15 protein-coding genes are annotated in these 18,233 nt (G+C 69.0%); 8 read left to right on the plus strand and 7 right to left on the minus strand.

From position 1 onward, the window contains the following. Window positions 1-9 precede the first annotated feature (9 nt). The 3 genes from tagF (at window position 10) to PV762_RS27440 (ending at window position 3,098) form a co-directional block, all read left to right on the plus strand. The gene (tagF, locus tag PV762_RS27430; protein WP_421038169.1) at window positions 10-720 is read left to right on the plus strand and encodes a type VI secretion system-associated protein TagF; all 711 of its coding nucleotides are present in this window, start codon (window positions 10-12) and stop codon (window positions 718-720) included. Window positions 721-827: 107 nt separating this feature from the next. After that, window positions 828-1,559, plus strand: coding sequence for a PEP-CTERM sorting domain-containing protein (locus PV762_RS27435; protein ID WP_421038170.1), 732 nt, complete (start codon window positions 828-830; stop codon window positions 1,557-1,559). 63 nt (window positions 1,560-1,622) lie between these two features. Further along, a complete protein-coding gene (locus tag PV762_RS27440) occupies window positions 1,623-3,098 on the plus strand; it encodes a HAMP domain-containing methyl-accepting chemotaxis protein (RefSeq protein ID WP_421038171.1) in 1,476 nt (491 codons plus the stop codon). Window positions 3,099-3,117: 19 nt separating this feature from the next. On the opposite strand, the gene PV762_RS27445 is transcribed toward PV762_RS27440, so the two are convergent. Both PV762_RS27445 and tagH read right to left on the minus strand, forming a co-directional pair. Beyond that, the gene (locus PV762_RS27445) at window positions 3,118-3,984 is read right to left on the minus strand and encodes a PP2C family protein-serine/threonine phosphatase (RefSeq protein ID WP_421038172.1); all 867 of its coding nucleotides are present in this window, start codon (window positions 3,982-3,984) and stop codon (window positions 3,118-3,120) included. Between the two features lie 33 nt (window positions 3,985-4,017). Next, window positions 4,018-5,919, minus strand: a complete 1,902-nt coding sequence (gene tagH / locus PV762_RS27450) for a type VI secretion system-associated FHA domain protein TagH (protein WP_421038173.1) — start codon at window positions 5,917-5,919, stop codon at window positions 4,018-4,020. A gap of 149 nt (window positions 5,920-6,068) precedes the next feature. On the opposite strand from tagH, the gene PV762_RS27455 reads away from it, so the two are divergent. The 5 genes from PV762_RS27455 (at window position 6,069) to PV762_RS27475 (ending at window position 10,990) form a co-directional block, all read left to right on the plus strand. Beyond that, window positions 6,069-7,112: a LysM peptidoglycan-binding domain-containing protein gene (locus PV762_RS27455; RefSeq protein ID WP_421038174.1), complete on the plus strand. Its 1,044-nt coding sequence runs from the start codon at window positions 6,069-6,071 to the stop codon at window positions 7,110-7,112. 82 nt (window positions 7,113-7,194) lie between these two features. Beyond that, window positions 7,195-8,346 (plus strand): acyltransferase family protein, encoded by a 1,152-nt coding sequence (locus PV762_RS27460; protein ID WP_421038175.1) that lies wholly within the window; start codon window positions 7,195-7,197, stop codon window positions 8,344-8,346. Window positions 8,347-8,403: 57 nt separating this feature from the next. Continuing rightward, the gene (locus tag PV762_RS27465; RefSeq protein ID WP_421038176.1) at window positions 8,404-9,678 is read left to right on the plus strand and encodes a putative DNA modification/repair radical SAM protein; all 1,275 of its coding nucleotides are present in this window, start codon (window positions 8,404-8,406) and stop codon (window positions 9,676-9,678) included. Continuing rightward, window positions 9,678-10,514, plus strand: a complete 837-nt coding sequence (locus PV762_RS27470) for a TIGR03915 family putative DNA repair protein (RefSeq protein WP_421038177.1) — start codon at window positions 9,678-9,680, stop codon at window positions 10,512-10,514. The genes PV762_RS27465 and PV762_RS27470 overlap by 1 nt, the downstream gene beginning before the upstream one ends. Window positions 10,515-10,561: 47 nt before the next feature. Next, the gene (locus PV762_RS27475) at window positions 10,562-10,990 is read left to right on the plus strand and encodes a VOC family protein (protein WP_421038178.1); all 429 of its coding nucleotides are present in this window, start codon (window positions 10,562-10,564) and stop codon (window positions 10,988-10,990) included. A 3-nt stretch (window positions 10,991-10,993) separates the two neighbouring features. Here PV762_RS27475 and PV762_RS27480 read toward each other — a convergent pair whose 3' ends face one another. From PV762_RS27480 to PV762_RS27500, 5 genes are all read right to left on the minus strand, one after another. After that, entirely contained in the window at window positions 10,994-11,713 is a 720-nt protein-coding gene (locus PV762_RS27480) for a hypothetical protein (RefSeq protein ID WP_421038179.1), read from the minus strand. Next, complete coding sequence (locus PV762_RS27485; RefSeq protein WP_421038180.1) at window positions 11,710-13,008, minus strand: AAA family ATPase; 1,299 nt, start codon at window positions 13,006-13,008, stop codon at window positions 11,710-11,712. The genes PV762_RS27480 and PV762_RS27485 overlap by 4 nt, the downstream gene beginning before the upstream one ends. Window positions 13,009-13,178: 170 nt before the next feature. Then, the gene (locus PV762_RS27490) at window positions 13,179-14,072 is read right to left on the minus strand and encodes a hypothetical protein (protein ID WP_421038181.1); all 894 of its coding nucleotides are present in this window, start codon (window positions 14,070-14,072) and stop codon (window positions 13,179-13,181) included. Then, window positions 14,069-15,178, minus strand: coding sequence for a polysaccharide deacetylase family protein (locus PV762_RS27495; RefSeq protein WP_421038182.1), 1,110 nt, complete (start codon window positions 15,176-15,178; stop codon window positions 14,069-14,071). The genes PV762_RS27490 and PV762_RS27495 overlap by 4 nt, the downstream gene beginning before the upstream one ends. Next, window positions 15,178-18,039 (minus strand): protein kinase domain-containing protein, encoded by a 2,862-nt coding sequence (locus tag PV762_RS27500; RefSeq protein WP_421038183.1) that lies wholly within the window; start codon window positions 18,037-18,039, stop codon window positions 15,178-15,180. Before PV762_RS27500 ends, PV762_RS27495 begins: the two co-directional genes overlap by 1 nt. Window positions 18,040-18,233: the final 194 nt, after the last annotated feature.

The following is an 18,233-nucleotide window of genomic DNA, read 5'->3' on the forward strand; positions in this document are numbered from 1 at the left end:
AATCCGACCATGAGCGCGCTGCCCGAAGCCCTGAACGCCGCCGGCGATGCCGTGCCCGGCTGGTACGGCAAGGTCGCCGCGCTGGGCGACTTCGCCCAGCGGCGCCTGCCGCAGCACTGCGTGCAGCACGCCGACGCGTGGCTGTCCGGGATGATGCAGGACCTGCCGAAGACGCTCGGTCCGCGCTGGCTGGACACCTACCTGACCGCGCCGGTGCTGCGCTTCGCGTGGGCGCCGGGCGTCGTCGACATGAAGTGGTGGTTCGGCGTGCTGATGGCCAGCTGCGACAACGTCGGACGCTACTTCCCGCTGGTGATCGCGCAACCGCGCGCGCAGCCGCCGGTGGATCGCGCCGGGCTGGACCACCTCGACCGCTGGTACACGGTGCTGGCCAACGCGGCGATGCGCACGCTGGACGACACGGCGACGGTGGACTCGCTGGAGGCCGCGCTGGCGGCGGCCCCGCCCTGGCCGGCGAGCCACGCGGCCACCCTGCCCGCGCCGGAGAACGCGGTGCAGTGGGTCAGCTACACCGCGTCGGCAAGCCTGCTCACGGCGGCGGTCCCCATGCTGGCCGCGGGCGAACTGCTGGAGCGCCTGGCCGGCTGCACGGTCTGGTCGCCCAATCCCGAGCCCGGCGAGCAGGTCCACATGCGCTGGGGACCGGGGCTGCCGTACGTGGAAGCCTTCGCCGCCTTGCTGACGAAGAAGACCGGGTGACCGGTTCGTCGCATGCCCCCTCACCCGAGGGGCAGCGAGCGCATCGCCGCGCGCTCTAATCGCGTGTCCAAAAATGCCAATCCATGATCCGCTCGAGGGAGTACGTGTTGAAAAAGAATTCCGTCCGCTGGACCCTGATCGCAGCATTGAGCGTGGCCGCTTCCATGTCGTCGGCGGCGGCGACGCCGCCGACTGTCGACAAGATCTACAGCTCGACCTGGGATCATGGCCGGATCCACTTCCAGCCCGGCGCGACGCAGGGTTATGACCAGTTCCATCTCTCACTGGCCCTGGACGACTACGAACTGAGCGACGGCACGACCTGGGAGTCGGGCGCTGGCGGTTACTCCAACCTCTATGCCGCCGGACCGACCAGCATCGAGGTCCATGGCGACAGCATCGCCTATCGTTTTGCACAACCGGCCAATGGTGAGCTCCTCTATCACTACACATCCTTCATGTTCGGCGATCAGGTCGCGGGCGGGAACATCGGCACCCCGTCGGACCTCGTGGTCACAGCGAAACTGGGCGGCACTACCGCTACGATTTCGGGTTACGTCAAGGTGCTCGCCAATGATCCGCTCTGGTTCGGGGACAGGTTCAGGTACTACTCCGCGCCGGTCGGCAGCAGCGTCTTCTTCCAGCAGACCTATACGCTGTCGGACACCGTATTCGATCGGGAGCTGTTCCAGAGGGCGTTCTGGTATTCCGGATCCGGCGTGATTGACTTCACCCAGGTCGCGAGCGCCGTTCCCGAGCCACGCACCTACGCCCTCTTCCTGGGAGGGCTCCTCGTGGTCGGCGCCACCGTGCGCCGGTCTCGGGACGGCAAGGCCTGAGTCCGACGGGCGGCACGCGACGCGTGGACCGCCTTGTGCGACATTGCGCGCAGGGAGATCCACATGAAGACATTCGGACGCAGCCTCGCGCTGGGGTTCCTCCTGGCCGCGCTGGTGCTGTGCGGCGTGGGCGCCGTCGCGATGCGCAGCGCCTTTCTCATGGAGTCGGCCGCCGACGGGGTGACACGCAGCCACCAGGGCCTGCGCATCCTGGCAGAACTGCTGAACGACATCGCTGAAGCGGAGGCCGCGCAGCGCGGCTTCATGCTGACCAAGGACGCGGCCTATCTGACGACGCTCGACCGCTCCGTCGCCAAGATCTCCTCGGAGATGGCGGAGATGCGCGTGACGCCGGCCTGGGGAGCCCGCACCGCCGACCTGGACAACACGGAGAAGGACATCTCGGCGTTGCTCGCCCTGTTCCGCGAGCGCATCGCCGACCGCCAGACGATGACGCTGGAAGAGGTCACCCGCTCGCCCAAGGTCAGCCAGGTCCGCCAGCGCATGGAGCGGCTGCGCTCGCGCTTCAGCCTGATGGAGAACGATGAGGTCGAGCACCTCGTCGCGCGGTCGGCCGAGATGGGTCAGACCACGCGCCTGGTCAAGGGCATCGGCCTGGGCGGGACAGCGCTCGGGCTGATGATCGTCGTCGTCACCGGCTTGGTGCTGCAACGGCTGCTCATGCAGATGGTAGGCGCCTCCGCGGTGGACGTGGCTGCCCGTGCGCGCGAGTTGGAAGCGTCCTCGCTGAAGCAGGCCGGCGCGACGAAGCAGACTTCCTCCGCCGCCATCGAGCTCACCGCCACGATGCACGAGGTGCAGGCCGCCGCCAACCAGATCGCGCAGCGCTCCAACGAGGTCGAGGAGATGGCCTCGGCCAGCACGCGTGCCGCGCAGGCCGGCAGCCAGGCCATGGCCCGCGCGCGCGAGGCCACCGTGGGGCTGAGCCAGCAGATCGACAAGGTGGTCACGCAGATGACGACGCTGGGCAAGGAGGTCCAGGGGGCCGTCACCGTGCTCGGCGCCATCGAGGAACTGGCCGAACGCACCAACATCCTGGCGATCAACGCCACGATCGAGGCCTACGGCGCGGGCGACGCCGGCGAGCGCTTCCGCGTGGTCGCAGACGAGATCCGCCGCCTGGCCGAGAAGGTGCGCGCCGACGCGGTGGACATCCGGCGCCAGCTCGATTCGATCCGCAATGTCTCCAACGCCACCATCATGTCGACCGAAGCGGGCGTGAAGGCGGTAGCCGCGAATTCGTCGCTGTTCTCGGAGGCGGAGGCGATGTTCTCGCTGATCTCCGAACGCGTGGCCGCGTCGGACATCGCGAGCAAGGAGATCCGGATGGCGACGCATCAGCAGTCGACCGCAGGGCGTCAACTGGAAGTCGCGCTGAACAATGTCGGACGCGCGACCACGGATGCGGAACAGGTCGCGCAGCGCAATCTGGAGACCGCCGCGGCGCTGTCGAAGACCGCGCAGCAGTTGAGCGCGTTCGTGGCGTCGCCGGCGCGGTGGCCGGCCGTGCGGCACTGAACCCCGGAAGCTCGGAGCCTCAAAGCGGCATGCGCCGCGTCGACTCGTCCTCTTCCTCTTCCAGCGGCACCGGTCCGGAATCGACCGTCGATTCCTGCGCCGCGATGCCGGCCTCGTCGGCCGGCGTCTGCGCCACCTTCGCGAGCATGGGCTCGCCCACCCACAGCGCGATCGCGCTGAAGTTGTCCTGATCGGGCAGGCCCCGTTCCTCGATCACCGCGCGCATCGCCGCCAGCCAGTCGTCCGGCGAGGCCGCCGCGCGCAGCGTGTCGTGGATCAGCATGTCGCCCGCGCTGCCCCACCAGCCGTCGCTGCACAGCAGGAAGACATCGCCGTCCTGCAGCGGCTGCGGCGGGGTGGTGTGCGGATGCAGGTCGTCCTCGATGCCCAGCGCGGCCACGAGGTGGTTCTTGTGCGGATGGTCCTCCGCCTGCTCGGGCGTCAGCAGCCCGGCCTCGATCAGCATCTGCACGACGCTGTCGTCCTGCGTGATCGTGTCGATGTCGCCGCCGCGGATGCGGTACAGCCGCGAGTCGCCCACGTGCGTCCACAGCGCGAAGTTGCGCTGCGCGTCGACGCACAGCGCCACCAGCGTCGTGTGCATGCGGTCGCGGCCCGTGCCCTCGACGCCGCGACGCACGTCGTCGTGCGCGGCCAGCACCGCGCCGGTCAGCAGCTCGGGACGCCACGGCAGCGTCGCGTCGCCCAGGCTGGTCTGCATGCGGTGCACGGCCCGGCGCGCGGCCTCGGCCCCGTTGCGGTGGCCGCCCGCGCCGTCGGCCAGCACGGCGTACCAGCCGGGGCCGTTCTCGTGCGCCACGATGGCGTCCTCGTTGTTGTTGCGCGCGCCTTGTTCGCTGCAGGCGGCAACCCTGATCTTGAGCATGGTGTGAACGACGTGTAGGACAAACGGCGGGGCTCAGGCCCCGCTCTGCTGTGCTTGTTGTTGTGGTGATGGCGCGGCGCCCTGCCCATGCTGGCTCAGACGCTCGAGTTGATCTTCGTAAGCCTCCAGGAACGCCTTGCCGAACAGCGTGTGGAAGTCCTCCTGCGCCTCGTCGCGGATGGACTCGAAGTGTTGCAGGTAAAGCTCCCAGAGCTTGGCCTTGCGGTTCATCGCCAGCACGCTGTCCAGCACCGAGCGGCTGGTGAGTTTCGCCTCCAGCGCCTTGGGCTGGAAGCGCGTCAGCACGCCCTCCAGCGCGGCGCGGGTGCCGGCCATGGTGCCGATGGTGTGGCCGACCAGGTCGCGCATCGCGTCCTGCATCGCCGCGGGACCGGGCAGGAAACCGCGCACCGGCGGCTGGAGCAGCTGCTCGAGCGCGGACTGCACGTCGGGCGAAAACTTCAGCGGATTGTTCTCGCGCGAGCGGATCACGGTCACCTGCGCGCGCAATTCGTGTTTCGTCGCGGCACGCACGGCCATCATGCGCAGCGTGCCGTCCACCGAGGCGTTGAGTAGCGAGCCGATGACACGCATCAGGTCCGGATTGAGACCTTGCGGCGGCGCGGCCATGCGGATGCCGGCGCCTTCGCAGAAAGCCTGCCAGAGCGCGGCGGTGTCGGCGGCCGAGCCCGGCGCGACCGGCGCAGCGGCCATCGTTGACGGGGGTGGCGGCGCGTAAGACGGCGGCACCTGGGCCGGCGGCGGCATCACTGGCGCGGCCACCGCCGCCGTCACGGGCGGCAGGACCTGCGCCGCCGGCGCAATGACGGGTGCCACGGCGGCCATCGGCGGCGGCGCGGGCGGCGCCGGCGTGCGGACCTCCGGCGGCCGGAAGGCCGAATGCAGCGCGGGCGTGTGATCCGGGAGCGCGGGGGTCTGCGGCTCGGTGTTCGTGGCCGGCGCCGCGGCGCCGAACAGCGCCAGCGGATCCGATCCCACCGCATCGCGCAGGCTGTCGCCGGGCCTGTTCGCGCCGGCCATGAAGCCCGCGAGCGGATCGGTGCCGGCCGGCTGCAGGCCGAAGAGATCGTCCAGTGAGCGGTTGTTGTCGCCCGGCACCAGGTCGGCGAAGGCGCCGCCGAAACCGAGGTCGTCGTTGCGGGCCGGCGGCTGCGCCGGCGCGGGCGGCGGGGCCAGGTCCAGCCCACCGAAGGGATCGAAGGACGAGGGGATGCCGCCGGCGCTGGCCGCGGCGGAGCCTGACGCATGACCGGATGCATGAGCGGATGCATGCGCCGCCGGATAGCCGGGCGCGGAGGCCGGCGCGGCGCGGGGCGGCGGCGGCGCGAACGGGTCGAAGTCGTCCGGCAGCATCATCGGCGCGACGGGCGCGGGCGGCGGCGCCTGGACCGGCGACGCGGCGAAGGCCGATACCGGCGGGGCGGGCGCCGGCGCCGGGCCGAAGACATCGACAGGCGCCGCGGTGCCGCCGAACAGGTCGGCGAAGGGGTTGGAACTGGACAGCGCGGCCGGCGTCGGCGCCGGTGTGGGTCCGAGCGTGTTGGGCCGGCTCAGGTCCGGCGCGCGGCGGATGACGGTGGCGCCGTTGTCGGCGTCCTCCTCTTGCTGGACCTCCAGCAGATAACCGCCGATGCGCACCTGGTCCAGATGGCGCAGCGGCACGGACTGGCCCTGGCCCACGGGCTGGCCGGCGACGGTGATCGGATTGGCGCTGCCGACGTTGCGGATCACATACCCGCCGGCTTCGGCGGCGATCTCCGCCTGCTGGCGGGAGATGTGGCGCTCCGGGTCCGGCAGCGCCATGGTGTTGTTGTCGGCGCGACCGATGGTTCCCCCGGTGGCGTCGAAGCGCGCGGTGATGGGCTGCGTCAGGGGCAGGTCGTTGAGCGACACCGCGCGCAGGGTGAGGGTCATGTGGCTTGCCTTTGGGGACCTCGGGAGACTGGCATGGGATGTTTGCGTGACAATGGTCTCGCTTCAATGAACGAAAGTCACCTGAGAGGGGCTTGTCGCTGTTTCATACTGCACCCCGCTCGAATTCCGACAATTCCGACGTGATGCCGATGTCGACCTCCTTCCGTTCCGACGCTCCGATCTCCCTGACCCCGACCGCGCAAGCGGCGCGGGGGCGTGGGCATTCCACCCTCGCCGTCGGCACCGCCCTGCTGCTGAGCGTCGCGCTCGCGGCCTGCGTCACGCCGGCGCCGCCGCCTCCGCCGCCCGAACCGGTGGTGGCCGCGCCGCCGCCCCCGCCGCCCCCGCCGCCCGAACCCGTGCCGCCGACCGCGGCCGAGCAGGCGCTGTCGCAGAAGACGGCCATGCAGGCGATCGAACTGCTGGAGGCCGGCCAGGAAGACCAGGCCCGCAACGAGCTGCAACGCGCGTTGCAGCTGGACCCGGGCAACAAGCTGGCCAACAGCCTGATGCGGCAGATCACGGTCGATCCGGTGCAGCAGCTGGGCCGCGAATCCTTCGCCTACACGGTGCAGTCCAGCGACACGCTGTCGCGGATCGCGGGCCGCTTCATGGGCGACATCTACTCGTTCTACATCCTGGCCCGCTACAACGACATCCGCGTGCCGCGTCAGGTGTCGGGCGGCCAGGTGCTGCGCATCCCCGGCAAGCCGCCGGCGGGTCCGCTGTACCCGCGCCCCTCGGCGAAGCCGGATCCGAAAGCGACGGCTGCGGCCGCCGCTGCCGCGGCCGCCGCGCAGGCCCAGACGCCCCCGACGACGACGGTGGCCGCCGCCCCGCCGCCGGCCGCTCCGCCCGCCCCGCCGCCGCCGCCGGAACTCTCGCCCGCCGAAAAGGCGATGCGAGCCGGCGATGCGCATGACCGCGCGGGTCGCTTCGACAAGGCTCTGGACGAGTACCGTCGCGCCGAGGCCGCGGGCCAGCCGGGCGCCGGCGCCAAGATCGAGGCCGTGCGCAAGAAGCAGATCGCCAGGGCCACGCTGACCGCGCGCACCGCGTTCGCCAAGCAGGACCTCGCCGGCGCGATCAAGGGCTGGGACAACGTCCTGCAGCTCGATCCGGACAACGAGCTCGCCAAGCTGGAACGCCAGAAGGCGGTCACGCTCAAGGCGAAGGCCGATCAGCTGAAGTGACCGGTTCCACCGGTCTCCACGGTCTTTCCTGACCGCATGCGAAAGAGGCGCCTTGGCGCCTCTTCGCTTTTGATGCCCCCTCATGGACGTCCGCAACCCACGCAACTTCGCCATCGACTGCCTGCGCGGCGTGGCCATCCTGCTGGTGGTGGTGCACCACCTCGCGCTGCCGTTCCGGCTGCCGCTCGCCCCCAGTCTGCTCGGCCCGTGGCTCCCCAGTCGCCTGATCGACGCCGTGAGCTTCAACGGCTACGAGGCGGTGTTCATGTTCTTCGTGATCTCGGGCTTCCTCATCACGTCGCGCATCCTCGAGCGCGACGGCGATCTGCGGCGCGTCCGTCTGGGCGCCTTCTACCTCGCCCGCGCGCGGCGCATCGTGCCGCTGCTGCTGGTCGTGCTGACCGGGCTCACGCTGCTGGCCGCGCTCGGCGTCCCGGACTTCGCGCCGTCGTCCCGGCAGTCGATCGCCGGCCTGCTGGGCGCCGCGCTGACCTTCACCTTCAACTGGTATGAAGGCCGCACCGGCTGGGCGCCGGCGGCGTGGGACGTGCTGTGGTCGCTGTCCATCGAGGAAGTCTTCTACGTCGGCTTTCCGCTGCTGTGCCTGGCCCTGCCGCGCCGGCTGCTCGTCGTCGCGCTGGCGGCGCTGGCGCTGAGCCTGATCCCGCTGCGCTCGCTGGTCCCCGTCAGCAATGAGGTCTGGTGGGAGAAGGCCTACCTGCCGGGCATGTCCGCCATCGCCTGGGGCGTGCTGGCGGCCCTGGCCGCGCAACGCTGGCGACCGGCGCCGCGCGAAGCGCGGGCGCTCGCGATCTTCGGCGGCGTCTGTGTCCTGCTGGTCATCGGCTGGGGGGACCTCGTCCATCGTCACCTCTTCAAGAGCGGCATGTACGGGCTGTGCGTCGGCACCTGCGCGATGCTCATCGCGTTCCGGGCGCATGCGCCGGGTCCCCGCCGCGGCCTGCGCTGGCTCGCGCGCATGGGCCGGCTCAGCTACGAGCTCTACCTGAGCCACATGGTGGTCGTGCTGGGAACGGTCGCGCTGTACCGCGCGCTGCTGGGCACCTCCCAGGCGTGGACCTTCGTCGTGTACGTGCCGGCGGTCGTCGCCAGCGTGGGCGTGGCCCTGGCGCTCGAACGCCTCATGGCGGGTCTGAGCGGCGTCGTCAGGACCGTGATCGGCCCACCGCGGCCATCCGCCGACGAATCACCGGGAATCGCGCGCGGTCACTGACAGATTCCAGCCGGAGAAACTGTATATTCATACAGTATTCAATCTCTCCGGCAGTTCATGGACCTCTCCCGCAAGCTCGCCATCCTGGCGGACGCCGCCAAGTACGACGCCTCCTGCGCCTCGAGCGGCACCGACAAGCGCGACTCCCGCGGCGGCACCGGCATCGGTTCGACCGAGGGCATGGGCATCTGCCACAGCTATGCGCCCGACGGCCGTTGCATCTCGCTGCTGAAGATCCTGCTCACCAACCATTGCCAGTACGACTGCCTGTACTGCGTGAACCGGTCGTCGAGCAACGTCGCGCGGGCGAAGTTCAGCGTCGAGGAGGTCGTCGCGCTGACGCTGGACTTCTACCGCCGCAACACCATCGAGGGGCTGTTCCTCAGCAGCGGCATCATCAAGAGCCCGGACTTCACGATGGAGCAGGTCGTGCGCGTGGCGCAGGTGCTGCGCGAAGACCACGACTTCCGCGGCTACATCCACCTGAAGACCATCCCGGACGCCAGCGAGGAGCTGCTGCGGCGCGCCGGCCGGTATGCGGACCGGCTCAGCATCAACGTCGAGCTGCCGACCGACGACGGGTTGAAGGCGCTGGCGCCCGAGAAGGACACCGCCGCGATCCATCGATCGATGGGCCGGCTGAAGCTGCACATCGACGACGCGAAGGACGCGCAGAAGACCGCGGCCGCGACGCCGATCCGCCTGATCCCGGGCGCTGCGTCGCGTCCGGCCCGGCCGCCGCGTTTCGCGCCCGCGGGCCAGAGCACGCAGATGATCGTCGGCGCGGACGCGAGCGACGACCGCAGCATCCTGCGCAGCAGCGCCGCGCTGTACGGGCGCTTCCGGATGCGGCGGGTGTACTACTCGGCCTTCAGCCCGATCCCCGATGCGGCGCGGGCGCTGCCGCTGCAGTCGCCGCCGCTGGTGCGCGAGCACCGGCTCTACCAGGCGGACTGGCTGATGCGCTTCTACGGCTTCGACCACGAGGAGATCGTCGACGACGGCACCGGCCTGCTGCGGCTGGACGTCGATCCCAAGCACGCCTGGGCGCTCGCGCATCCGGAGCGCTTCCCGGTCGACCTCAACCAGGCGCCGCGCGAGATGCTGCTGCGCGTGCCGGGACTGGGGGTCGGCTCGGTCGACAAGCTGCTGGCCGCACGACGCGTCCGGCGCCTGCGCGCGGAGGACCTGCGGCAGATGAAACTGCCCGCGCGCAAGGTGCTGCCGTTCGTGATCGTGGACGGCCACCGGCCGGGAGCGACGCATTCATCGGTGATCCCGGCGCCGACGGCGTCCACCGGGCCGGCGCCGAAGCAGATGGGGTTGTTCTGATGATCCGCATCCCGCTCGACGGTCCCATCGACATCGACGGATTCCGTCGCTCGGCCAGGCAACTGGTGGCGCGCGGCGTCGCGCCCGACCAGGTGGTGTGGACCACCGGTGGCGAGGATCTCGGGCTCTGGGCCGAGGAGCCGTCCGACGATGCGACCGAGTCGGTCGAGCCCACGCCGTTCACCGTCCCCGCGAGCTTCCTCACCCTGTGCCGCGCCGCCCTCCTCCATGCCGAACCCCAGCGGTTCACCTTGCTGTACCGGATGTTGTGGCGGCTCAGGAACGAGCCGGGCTACTGGCGCGACACGCTGGACGCGGACCGTCGCCGGGCGGAGGGGCTCGAACGCGAGGTCCGCCACGAGATCCACAAGACGCATGCCTTCGTCCGTTTCGTTCCCGTCGAAGACGCCGACGGCGAACGCCTGGTCGCGTGGTTCGAGCCCACGCACCACACGCTGGAAGCCGCCGCGCCCTTCTTCGCCCGGCGTTTCGCCAACCTGCGCTGGGCGATCCTGTCGCCGCGCTGTTCGGTGTCGTGGGACGGATCGACGCTCCAGATCGGGCCGGGCGGCCGGCGCGAGGACGCACCGCCGCAGGATGCCGGCGCCGAGCTCTGGCTGACCTACTACCGCAGCATCTTCAATCCCGCGCGGCTGAAGGTTGCGATGATGGCGCGCGAGATGCCGCGCCGCTACTGGGCCAACCTGCCCGAAGCCGCGCTGATCGAGCCGCTCATCGAACAGGCCGGGACGCGCACGCAAGGGATGCTCGCCGCCGATCCGACCGCGCCGCGGCGCATCCGGCCGATGGCGACCCTCGACAGAACGGCGCGCTGATTGCCCCTCCCCTCCACCTCAAGCCTCACTCGTCAACGGGAGCACCCATGGACACCCAGGAACTGCATCGCGGACGGCTCATCGACCACCTGCACCTCGTCGTGCGGGATCTGGCGGTCACCAAGGCCTTCTACACGGCGATCCTGCCGCCGCTCGGCGTGCCGCTCGGCGGCGAAGGCAAGGACTATTTCTGGTTCGACGAACTGTTCGTGTCCAGCGCGGACAGCGACGCGGCGGTGGGCAAGCTGACCGGCCGCCATCACCTGGCCTTCCAGGCCAAGGACCGCGCGGCGGTGGAGGCATTCCACAAGACCGCGCTGGCCCATGGCGGCACCGACAACGGCGCGCCCGGCGAGCGCCCCTACCACCCGGGCTACTACGCGGCCTTCGTGCTGGACCCGGACGGCAACAACATCGAAGCCGTCTTCCACGGCGAGGCCAAGCGCAGCGCGCCGTCGGTCAGAGTGACGTTCTAGACGTCAAACGCCCTCTGCAGGCAACCGCGCGACGGGCACCAGGTTCTGGTCGAACCAGGCGGCGTTCAGGTGGAAAGCCGGCTCCTGGACAAGGAGCGTCTGAACCTGGGGCACGTTTGAGAACACCTTGAACCAGACCGAGAAGAACCCGGACTTCTTCGCCATGTCGACGATCGCCTCAGGCGTCGCCTTGCCGTTTGCAAACTCGACGCGACGCGTGGCAGCCATCTGAACAGCTTCCAACCTCTCGATATGGCGGATGTCTGCCGCGCCGTCCTTCGTAGACACTGCATCTAACGCGTAGAGATCGATCAGCGCCTGCGCCCTGGTCGCAACGGCCGCGGACGCTGACCCATTCGGCTGAACGGTGGCAGGCACGGGACCGGTCAGCGGCACATCGAACGCCATGAGCGTGTTGTGAATATGGGGCCAGACATATTTTTGACGGTAGGGAGAATCCAGCTTCCGGGCCCTCTTCCGGGAATTGCAGCAGCCACAACTCAGGACAAAGTTGGTCCAATTCCCGGCCAGAATCGGATAGTCGTCGCGCGACTTGATGTGCTCGATCGACAGATGATTGTTGACACGCATCTCGCAAAGATGACAGTACCAACCCGTCCGCGCCTTCAAGTGGGGAATAGCGCGTTTCCAGTTGTCAAAACTCAGCTTCTTGGTCGCCGGTTTCTTCCAGGTCGGCCAGGATCCCTTGTCTATCGGCCTCAAGGCGCATCCCCCTTGTCGGACTCCTCAAGATATGCCCTGTACTCCGGATCATTCGTTTCGGACTTCAGCACGTCGCTGGCGGCCCGACTGATTTCGGCATAGTCATCCAAGGTGAGCTCACCGTTATCGCTGCGGATCCGCTGGAATTTCTCGCGTGCCGACTTCACACGCTCCTCGAAATTATCACTGCGGATGTTCTCAACACCCATCACGTCCGTGACGATCGCATTCAGCGGCAATTGGTCCGGCACCGGCTCAGGCTCTTCGCGATCGAGATTGATCAACTCCCCATCGCCAAGACTCTGAACGATGAAAGGCGAGTGCGTGGTTGCAATGAACTGCAGGTTGGGAAATGCCTTCTTGAGATCTCCGACCACCGTGCGCTGCCAGTTGGGATGCAGATGAAGATCAAGTTCGTCGATCAGGACGACTCCCGGCGTATCTTCGACGGCTTTTTCTCCCAGATGAGGATTGAGCTGGACGCACCGGTAGGCGATATCGGCCACCATGCCAACGAGATTTCGATAGCCGTCGCTCAGTTGTCCGTAAGACAAACGATGAGCCTGACCTTCGGCGTCGATGAACACACCGACCAAGGCATCGTTCTTGTAGTCCCACTCGATGTCATGCCACCGCTCGGACGGCAGCATCGCCAATACTGTCCGCTTGAACGCTCGGAAATGGGCTGTTTCCAGCGGGTTCTCAAACTTCTTCAGGCTGTCTTCCTGAGTCTTGAACCAAGCAAGGAACTCCTTGCTGGAAGATTTGGCCGTCAAGGCATTGGCATACCCTCTTTCCACACCTTCGATCTGCCGCTGATAGGAGATCTTCTCGTGCTCGGCCCAGAGACGGCCTGTACCGTGATAGACAATGAGCGGGAACACCTGCCGCCCCTGCTGTTCTTCAGCAGGCTTGCGACTCTGGATCAGCTTCGCCTGAGCGAGTCGGCTGATCGGCCTGGCCCCTGAAGACGTCGTATTGCGGCTGACAATTTCGCGCCGCCACGGGCCAACGCGTTCGCCATCCAACTTACCTGTCGCCTCGATCACCACGGGCTTCTGGGGACGGGGCTGACCGTCGACATCCACGATTCGAATCTCGCTTGGCTGGATGCCGCGTGATCCAACCCCATCAATGCCGAGCATGAAACTCCCGAGCGCCACCGCAAGGGCATCAAGAACCGATGTCTTGCCCGTGGCGTTCTCGCCGATCAAGACCGAAAACTGAGTTTCAAAAGAAAACTCGCGGCTCTTGATTCCTTTGAAATTCTCGATACGAAGCGTCTGGATTCGCATGGTGCATTGAGCGGTTCTGTTCGCGCATCGGGGCGAAACTATCGAACAAGGCACGGATCGTATCAGGCCATCCGCAAGCGAAAACAGCACGGAAAGAAAGCTTCCATGCCGCCTCTCGCCGCCCAAACAGCGACGCCCAAGGTTAGCCCTGCCGGGCTGACGCCACGCACCTATCGTTTGTCGACCTTGTTCTTCGCCGTCGCCGCCGCGGCCGGCGCGGGCGCTGCGGTCTTCGCCGCGGACGCGTCGATCAGCTGCCGCATCATCGCCGTGGCACGCGCGTTCTTCGGATCCACGCGCAGGCACTTCTGCAGCACCATGATCGCGCCGGACTTGTCGATCACGGCAAGCTTCTCGGCCTTGCGCACGTAGAGGTCGGCCAGCAGCCGCTTCGCCGACGGATCGTTCCGGTCCTGCGGCGCGCGCTTCTCGAGCAGGCGGATCGGCTCGTCGACCTCGCCCTGCGCGGCCAGCATGGCGATGTGCTCGAGCTGGTTGGGATCCGCGCCGCCAGCCGCGGCCTGCGTCGCCTCCTTTGCCGGCGAAGCCGTATTCGCCGCCTGCGCCTTTGCGGCAGCCGGCTTCGCCGCGACCGGCGCCGCCTTGCGCAGCGTCACCCGCGCCGGCTTGCCGAGATAGCTCTTCTGGTTGCGTTCCTTCTCGAGTGCGCGCAGCGCGTCGGCGGCCGGCTCATTGTCCGGCTGCAGCGACAGCGCCGACAGGTACAGCGTGGTCGCGCCGTCCAGGTCGCCGCGCTTGTGCGCGGCCTTGGCCTTGTCGAGGCGCTCGCTCACGCCGGCGTCGATCTGCTGCCGCGTCGCGGCCAGGCTGTCGCGGTAGCCCGCGTTGTCCGGACGCAGGACCGTCAGCGCCTCCCAGGTCCAGGCGGCGTCGGCCAACTGGCCGTCCTTCACCTGCTCCTGCGCGCGCTGGACCTGCGCCTGCTCGAACGCCGACGGCGGCGCCCCGGCGGCCCCCTCCGGGTTGCGCAGGGCGCTCGGGCCGCCGGTACAGGCCGTCAGCGTGACGGCCGCCAGGAGAGCCAGTGCAACGACCGCCTTCATGGCGTCGGTCCGATGCGGCGGCTGGTCTGCAGCCGGGCCTTGAAGGCCTCGAGATCGTGGTCGCCGAAGATCATCGTGCGGCGCAGCATCAGCGGCTGCGCATAAAAGGCGTTGCCGCCCGGGTTGACGGTCACCGCCAGCGTGTACTTCTGGCGCGTCAGCGCGTCCAGCACCAGTTCGTTGGCGTCGCCGTAGGGATAGGCATAGTGGCGCACATGGCCGGCGGTGCCGAGCTTCTGCTCGATCAGGTCGCGCGGACCGGCGGTTTCGGTGTCGAGGTTGCGCTTGTAGCGTTCGTCGTTCTCGCCGGCCGTGCGCTCGATCAGGTTGCGATGCGACTTCGAATGCGACTGGATGTCCACCAGCCCCGAGGCCTGCATCTCCGCCAGCTGCGGCCAGCTCAGCGCGTCGCCGCCCGCGCCGACGAAGTCGGTGTAGACGAACATCGTCGCCGGCAGGCCGAGCTTGCGCAGCACCGGGTAGGCGAGCTTGTAGACCGATTCGTAGCCGTCGTCGAAGGTGATCACCACGGCTTTGGGCGGCAGCGGTTCCTTGCCGTCGAGGTAGCCCGCGAGCTGCGACAGCTTCACGACGCGGTAGTCGTTCTTCGCCAGCCACTCCATCTGCGCGGCGAAGTTGCCCTGCGACACGGCCATCTTCCCGCCCACCGTGCCGAGCCGGTGGTAGCAGAGGATGGGCACCGTCTGGAGGTTGCCGGAACGCACGCCCAGCGGGTTCATCGGCTTGAGCGGCACGATCAGCGGCTGGCCGGGCTCGGCCTTGGTGACTCCGGCGTTGGCCTCGCTGATCTGCCAGTCACGATCCTCGCTGCCGAGCAGCCGGCCAGCGATGCCGCGCAGCGATTCGCCGGCGACCGGGACGTAGATCAGCAGACGGTCGCTGCGGGCGACGATCTCGCCGTTGGTCGTCGTCGCCGGCGCCTTGACCGGCGCGGGCTCGTTCAGCGGCGGCGTCGCGGTCGGCGGCGCGACGCAACCGGTCAGCGCGAGCACCGCGGCGACAGCAGCCGCGGCGAGGATCGAACGACCCTCACCCCTGCCCTCTCCCGCAGTGCGGGAGAGGAAGTTCATGCGGAGGTTGAGCATCAGGCGGCTCCCGGGGTCGATGGCGGCACCGGCGGCGCGGGCTGGGTCTGTTCGTCGGACACGGTCCCGGCGGAGGATGCGGGAGCGGGAGCGGGCGTAGGCTCGGCGGCGGGAGGCGGCTCCGATGCCACCGCTGCCGCCAGGGCGGCGTCCTTCGCTGCCTTGGCTTCCTTCGCCGCCGCGACGATGGCCGCGGCCGCCGCCGACGCGCCGGACTTGCGCCCGATCGTCGTCGGCGCCTCGGCCTTGGCGGCGGAGGCCGCCAGCGCCTGTTTGTCCTGCAGCGCTTGCGCCATGCGGTCGAAGGCGGCGTAGAGCAGGCCGAATTCGTCCTTGCGCTGTTCGCGGATGCGGAAGTCGACGCGGCCGCGGCCGATCTCGTCGAGCGCCTCGACGACCAGCTTGATGGGCCGCGAGAACCAGTTGGCGACGAAGAACATCGCGATCGCGACCGCCAGCACCGTCGTCACCGCGAGCACCGCCATCAGCGTGCGCGACAGCCGCGCGACGCTTTCCAGCGGCCGCTCCGGCAGACCGAGCGCGACGCGCCCCACGGTCTTGTCCTGGAAGGTGATCGGCGAATCGAAACCGAGGATCGCCGCGCCGCCCGCGGCGTGATACCGCGTGCGCTTGACCGCCCCCTGATCTCCCAGCAGCTCGCCCGGCGGGGCCTGGTAGAGCTTGCCGACGGTGTCGGGCAGGCTGGACGCCGCGACCACACCGGCGCGGTCGATCACGCTGACGCTCTCGAAGTCGCCCGTTTTCATGATCTCCTGCAGCGAGACGTCGACGGAGACCCAGTCCTCGCCCAGCGCCGCGGTGGCGTTCTGCGCGGCGATGAAGCGCGACAGCGCGGTGCCGTAGTCGGCCACCTGCTGCATCAGCGCGGCGTTCTGGCGCTGGCTGATGATGGAGCCGCTCACCGCCATCACGATGGCGACGATGCCGGCCATCATGGCCGCCCACTTCACGCGCAGCGGGATCAGCTTGGCGCGGCCCTTGTTGCGCGCTTCCTCGTCGATCTCGCCCAGCACCTTGACCAGCGCGTCGGCCAGTTCGGCGCCGGTCTGGAAACGGTTGTCAGGCGCCTTGGCCAGGCAGCGGTCGACGACGCGGCGCAGCGACGCGGGGATCTCGGGCCGCAGCTTGTTCAGCGGCGTCGGATCGTCCTTGGCGATCTTGAGCGCCAGGTTCACCACGCTGTCGCCGGTGAACGGGCGCACGCCGGTGAGCATCTGGTAGAGCACGATGCCGACCGAGAACAGGTCCGAGCGGCCGTCGATCTTCTCGCCGTTCATCTGCTCGGGGGCCATGTATTGCGGCGTGCCCAGCACGTCGCCGACGCGGGTGCGCTGCTCCCCCTTGGTCGACTCCATGTGGGCGATGCCGAAGTCCATCACCTTGATGTCGAGCGTGCCGCGCACGCGGGCGATGTTGCCCGGCTTGATGTCGCGGTGGACGATGCCGCGCTTGTGCGCGTAGTCGAGCGCGCGCGCCAGCTGGATGGCCATCACGACGGTGTCGCGGATGGGCATCGGCGTGCCGGGTTCGAGCAGGTCGGCCAGCGGCTCGCCGTCGAGCAGCTCCATGGCCATGTAGGGCCGGCCGTCGACCTCGCCCACGTCGTGTACGGTGACGATGTTGGGGTGCGACAGGCTGCCGGAGGCGCGCGCCTCGCGCAGGAAGCGGGCGTGGTATTCCTCGTCCTCGCACAGCGAGGCGTGCAGGAACTTGATCGCGACGTCACGGCCGATGCTGGGATCGTGGGCCTTGAACACGCTGGCCATGCCGCCGCGTCCGATGCGATCCAGCACCTGGAAGCGGCCGACCTGGCGCACGGGGGCCTCGTTGCTCGCGATCTTGGTGGCCAGCGCGCCGCCGGGCAGCGTGCCGGTGGGCAGCGGATCGGGCACCGGCGGCATCGCGCGCAGGGCCGCCACGACGGCGACCGCGTCGGGATCGAGCACGGTTTCCGCGAATTCCGAGGCGCCGAAAACCGACTCCTCGGCCTCCGCGACGACAGGCGGCGGCGCCACGGGAGGGGCGACCGGCGGTGCGACCGGCGGCGCGACAGGGGCGGCCACGGCCGGTGCGGCAGGCCTCGCCACTGGAGGCGTCGCGGCCTCGACTTCCGTCGTCGCCGGCTTGGTCGGGACCAGCCTGGACGCCGGCACGATCACGGTCTCGTTGCCGGTGGCGGCGGATTCCGGGATCTGTGCGGCGGGAGGGGTCGCGGGAGGAATTGCGGGAGCGGAGGCGGGCGGCGTGGCTGCGGCCGGCGGGGGAGTCTTGGTCACGGGATTCAGAACGGCGGCGGGAGCGATGACGGTCTCATTGCCGGTGGGCGAGATCGTGTCCAGGGGCGAAGCGATGGGCGAGGAGGCGACGGGCGCCGCGGCGGGAGCGACCGGTTCGATCGGGTCGGCAGGCGCCTTGGGGGCTTCCGCGGGCGCGGCGGCGACCGGCGCGGGCGAGGCCGGCGGTTCGGCGCTCGCGGAGGGTTTCAGCATCGCGGCGGGCGCGATGATGGTGTTGTCGGTATCGAGCGGGATGTCGGCCGGCTTGCGGCTGGCGCGCATCGAGAAGGTGTCGGGGAACGTGGGGTCGATGAAGCTGATGTCGCGTTCATGCTGGACGGTCTCGGGGCCGTCGTCGTGGGCGGCGTCGGCGTCGACGTCCGGCACGGCCGTCTGAGCGGCCGCGGGGGTGACGCGATTCGCGGCGGTGTCGGGCGGCATGCGGTCGAGCGGCGCGCCGGCCGGCACGATGCGTGTCGCGTCCGGATCGAACGTGGAATCGTCGGCCGCCGCCGACGCCTTGCCCGGCTTGGCCGAGCGGGGGTTACCTTCTTTTCGTGACATCGAACGCCTCGCCGCGGCGAGGATCGCCGCCCAATGCGCATCGTCCCTGTCACGGGGATCGGGGGCAATGAACGAAAGTCACCCGATGCCCTCCCCCAGGCCGCGTTAGAAGACTTGCGCGACCCAGCAGTCCCCCAACTCTGAATCCGTCGTTGGATAGCTGATCCCGCCCTGGCAGTCATCGCTGCCCCAGA

It is taken from the genome of Mitsuaria sp. CC2, from assembly GCF_048957715.1.
Classification (GTDB): Bacteria; Pseudomonadota; Gammaproteobacteria; order Burkholderiales; family Burkholderiaceae_C; genus Roseateles.

What these genes read in the sequence shown, in the direction of transcription:
- tagF (WP_421038169.1), top strand. Translation starts at nt 10, where the DNA reads ATGAGCGCGCTGCCCGAAGCCCTGAACGCCGCCGGCGATGCCGTGCCC.
- PV762_RS27440 (WP_421038171.1), top strand. Translation starts at nt 1,623, where the DNA reads ATGAAGACATTCGGACGCAGCCTCGCGCTGGGGTTCCTCCTGGCCGCG.
- PV762_RS27445 (WP_421038172.1), bottom strand. Translation starts at nt 3,984, where the DNA reads ATGCTCAAGATCAGGGTTGCCGCCTGCAGCGAACAAGGCGCGCGCAAC.
- tagH (WP_421038173.1), bottom strand. Translation starts at nt 5,919, where the DNA reads ATGACCCTCACCCTGCGCGCGGTGTCGCTCAACGACCTGCCCCTGACG.
- PV762_RS27455 (WP_421038174.1), top strand. Translation starts at nt 6,069, where the DNA reads ATGTCGACCTCCTTCCGTTCCGACGCTCCGATCTCCCTGACCCCGACC.
- PV762_RS27460 (WP_421038175.1), top strand. Translation starts at nt 7,195, where the DNA reads ATGGACGTCCGCAACCCACGCAACTTCGCCATCGACTGCCTGCGCGGC.
- PV762_RS27465 (WP_421038176.1), top strand. Translation starts at nt 8,404, where the DNA reads ATGGACCTCTCCCGCAAGCTCGCCATCCTGGCGGACGCCGCCAAGTAC.
- PV762_RS27470 (WP_421038177.1), top strand. Translation starts at nt 9,678, where the DNA reads ATGATCCGCATCCCGCTCGACGGTCCCATCGACATCGACGGATTCCGT.
- PV762_RS27475 (WP_421038178.1), top strand. Translation starts at nt 10,562, where the DNA reads ATGGACACCCAGGAACTGCATCGCGGACGGCTCATCGACCACCTGCAC.
- PV762_RS27485 (WP_421038180.1), bottom strand. Translation starts at nt 13,008, where the DNA reads ATGCGAATCCAGACGCTTCGTATCGAGAATTTCAAAGGAATCAAGAGC.
- PV762_RS27490 (WP_421038181.1), bottom strand. Translation starts at nt 14,072, where the DNA reads ATGAAGGCGGTCGTTGCACTGGCTCTCCTGGCGGCCGTCACGCTGACG.
- PV762_RS27495 (WP_421038182.1), bottom strand. Translation starts at nt 15,178, where the DNA reads ATGCTCAACCTCCGCATGAACTTCCTCTCCCGCACTGCGGGAGAGGGC.
- PV762_RS27500 (WP_421038183.1), bottom strand. Translation starts at nt 18,039, where the DNA reads ATGTCACGAAAAGAAGGTAACCCCCGCTCGGCCAAGCCGGGCAAGGCG.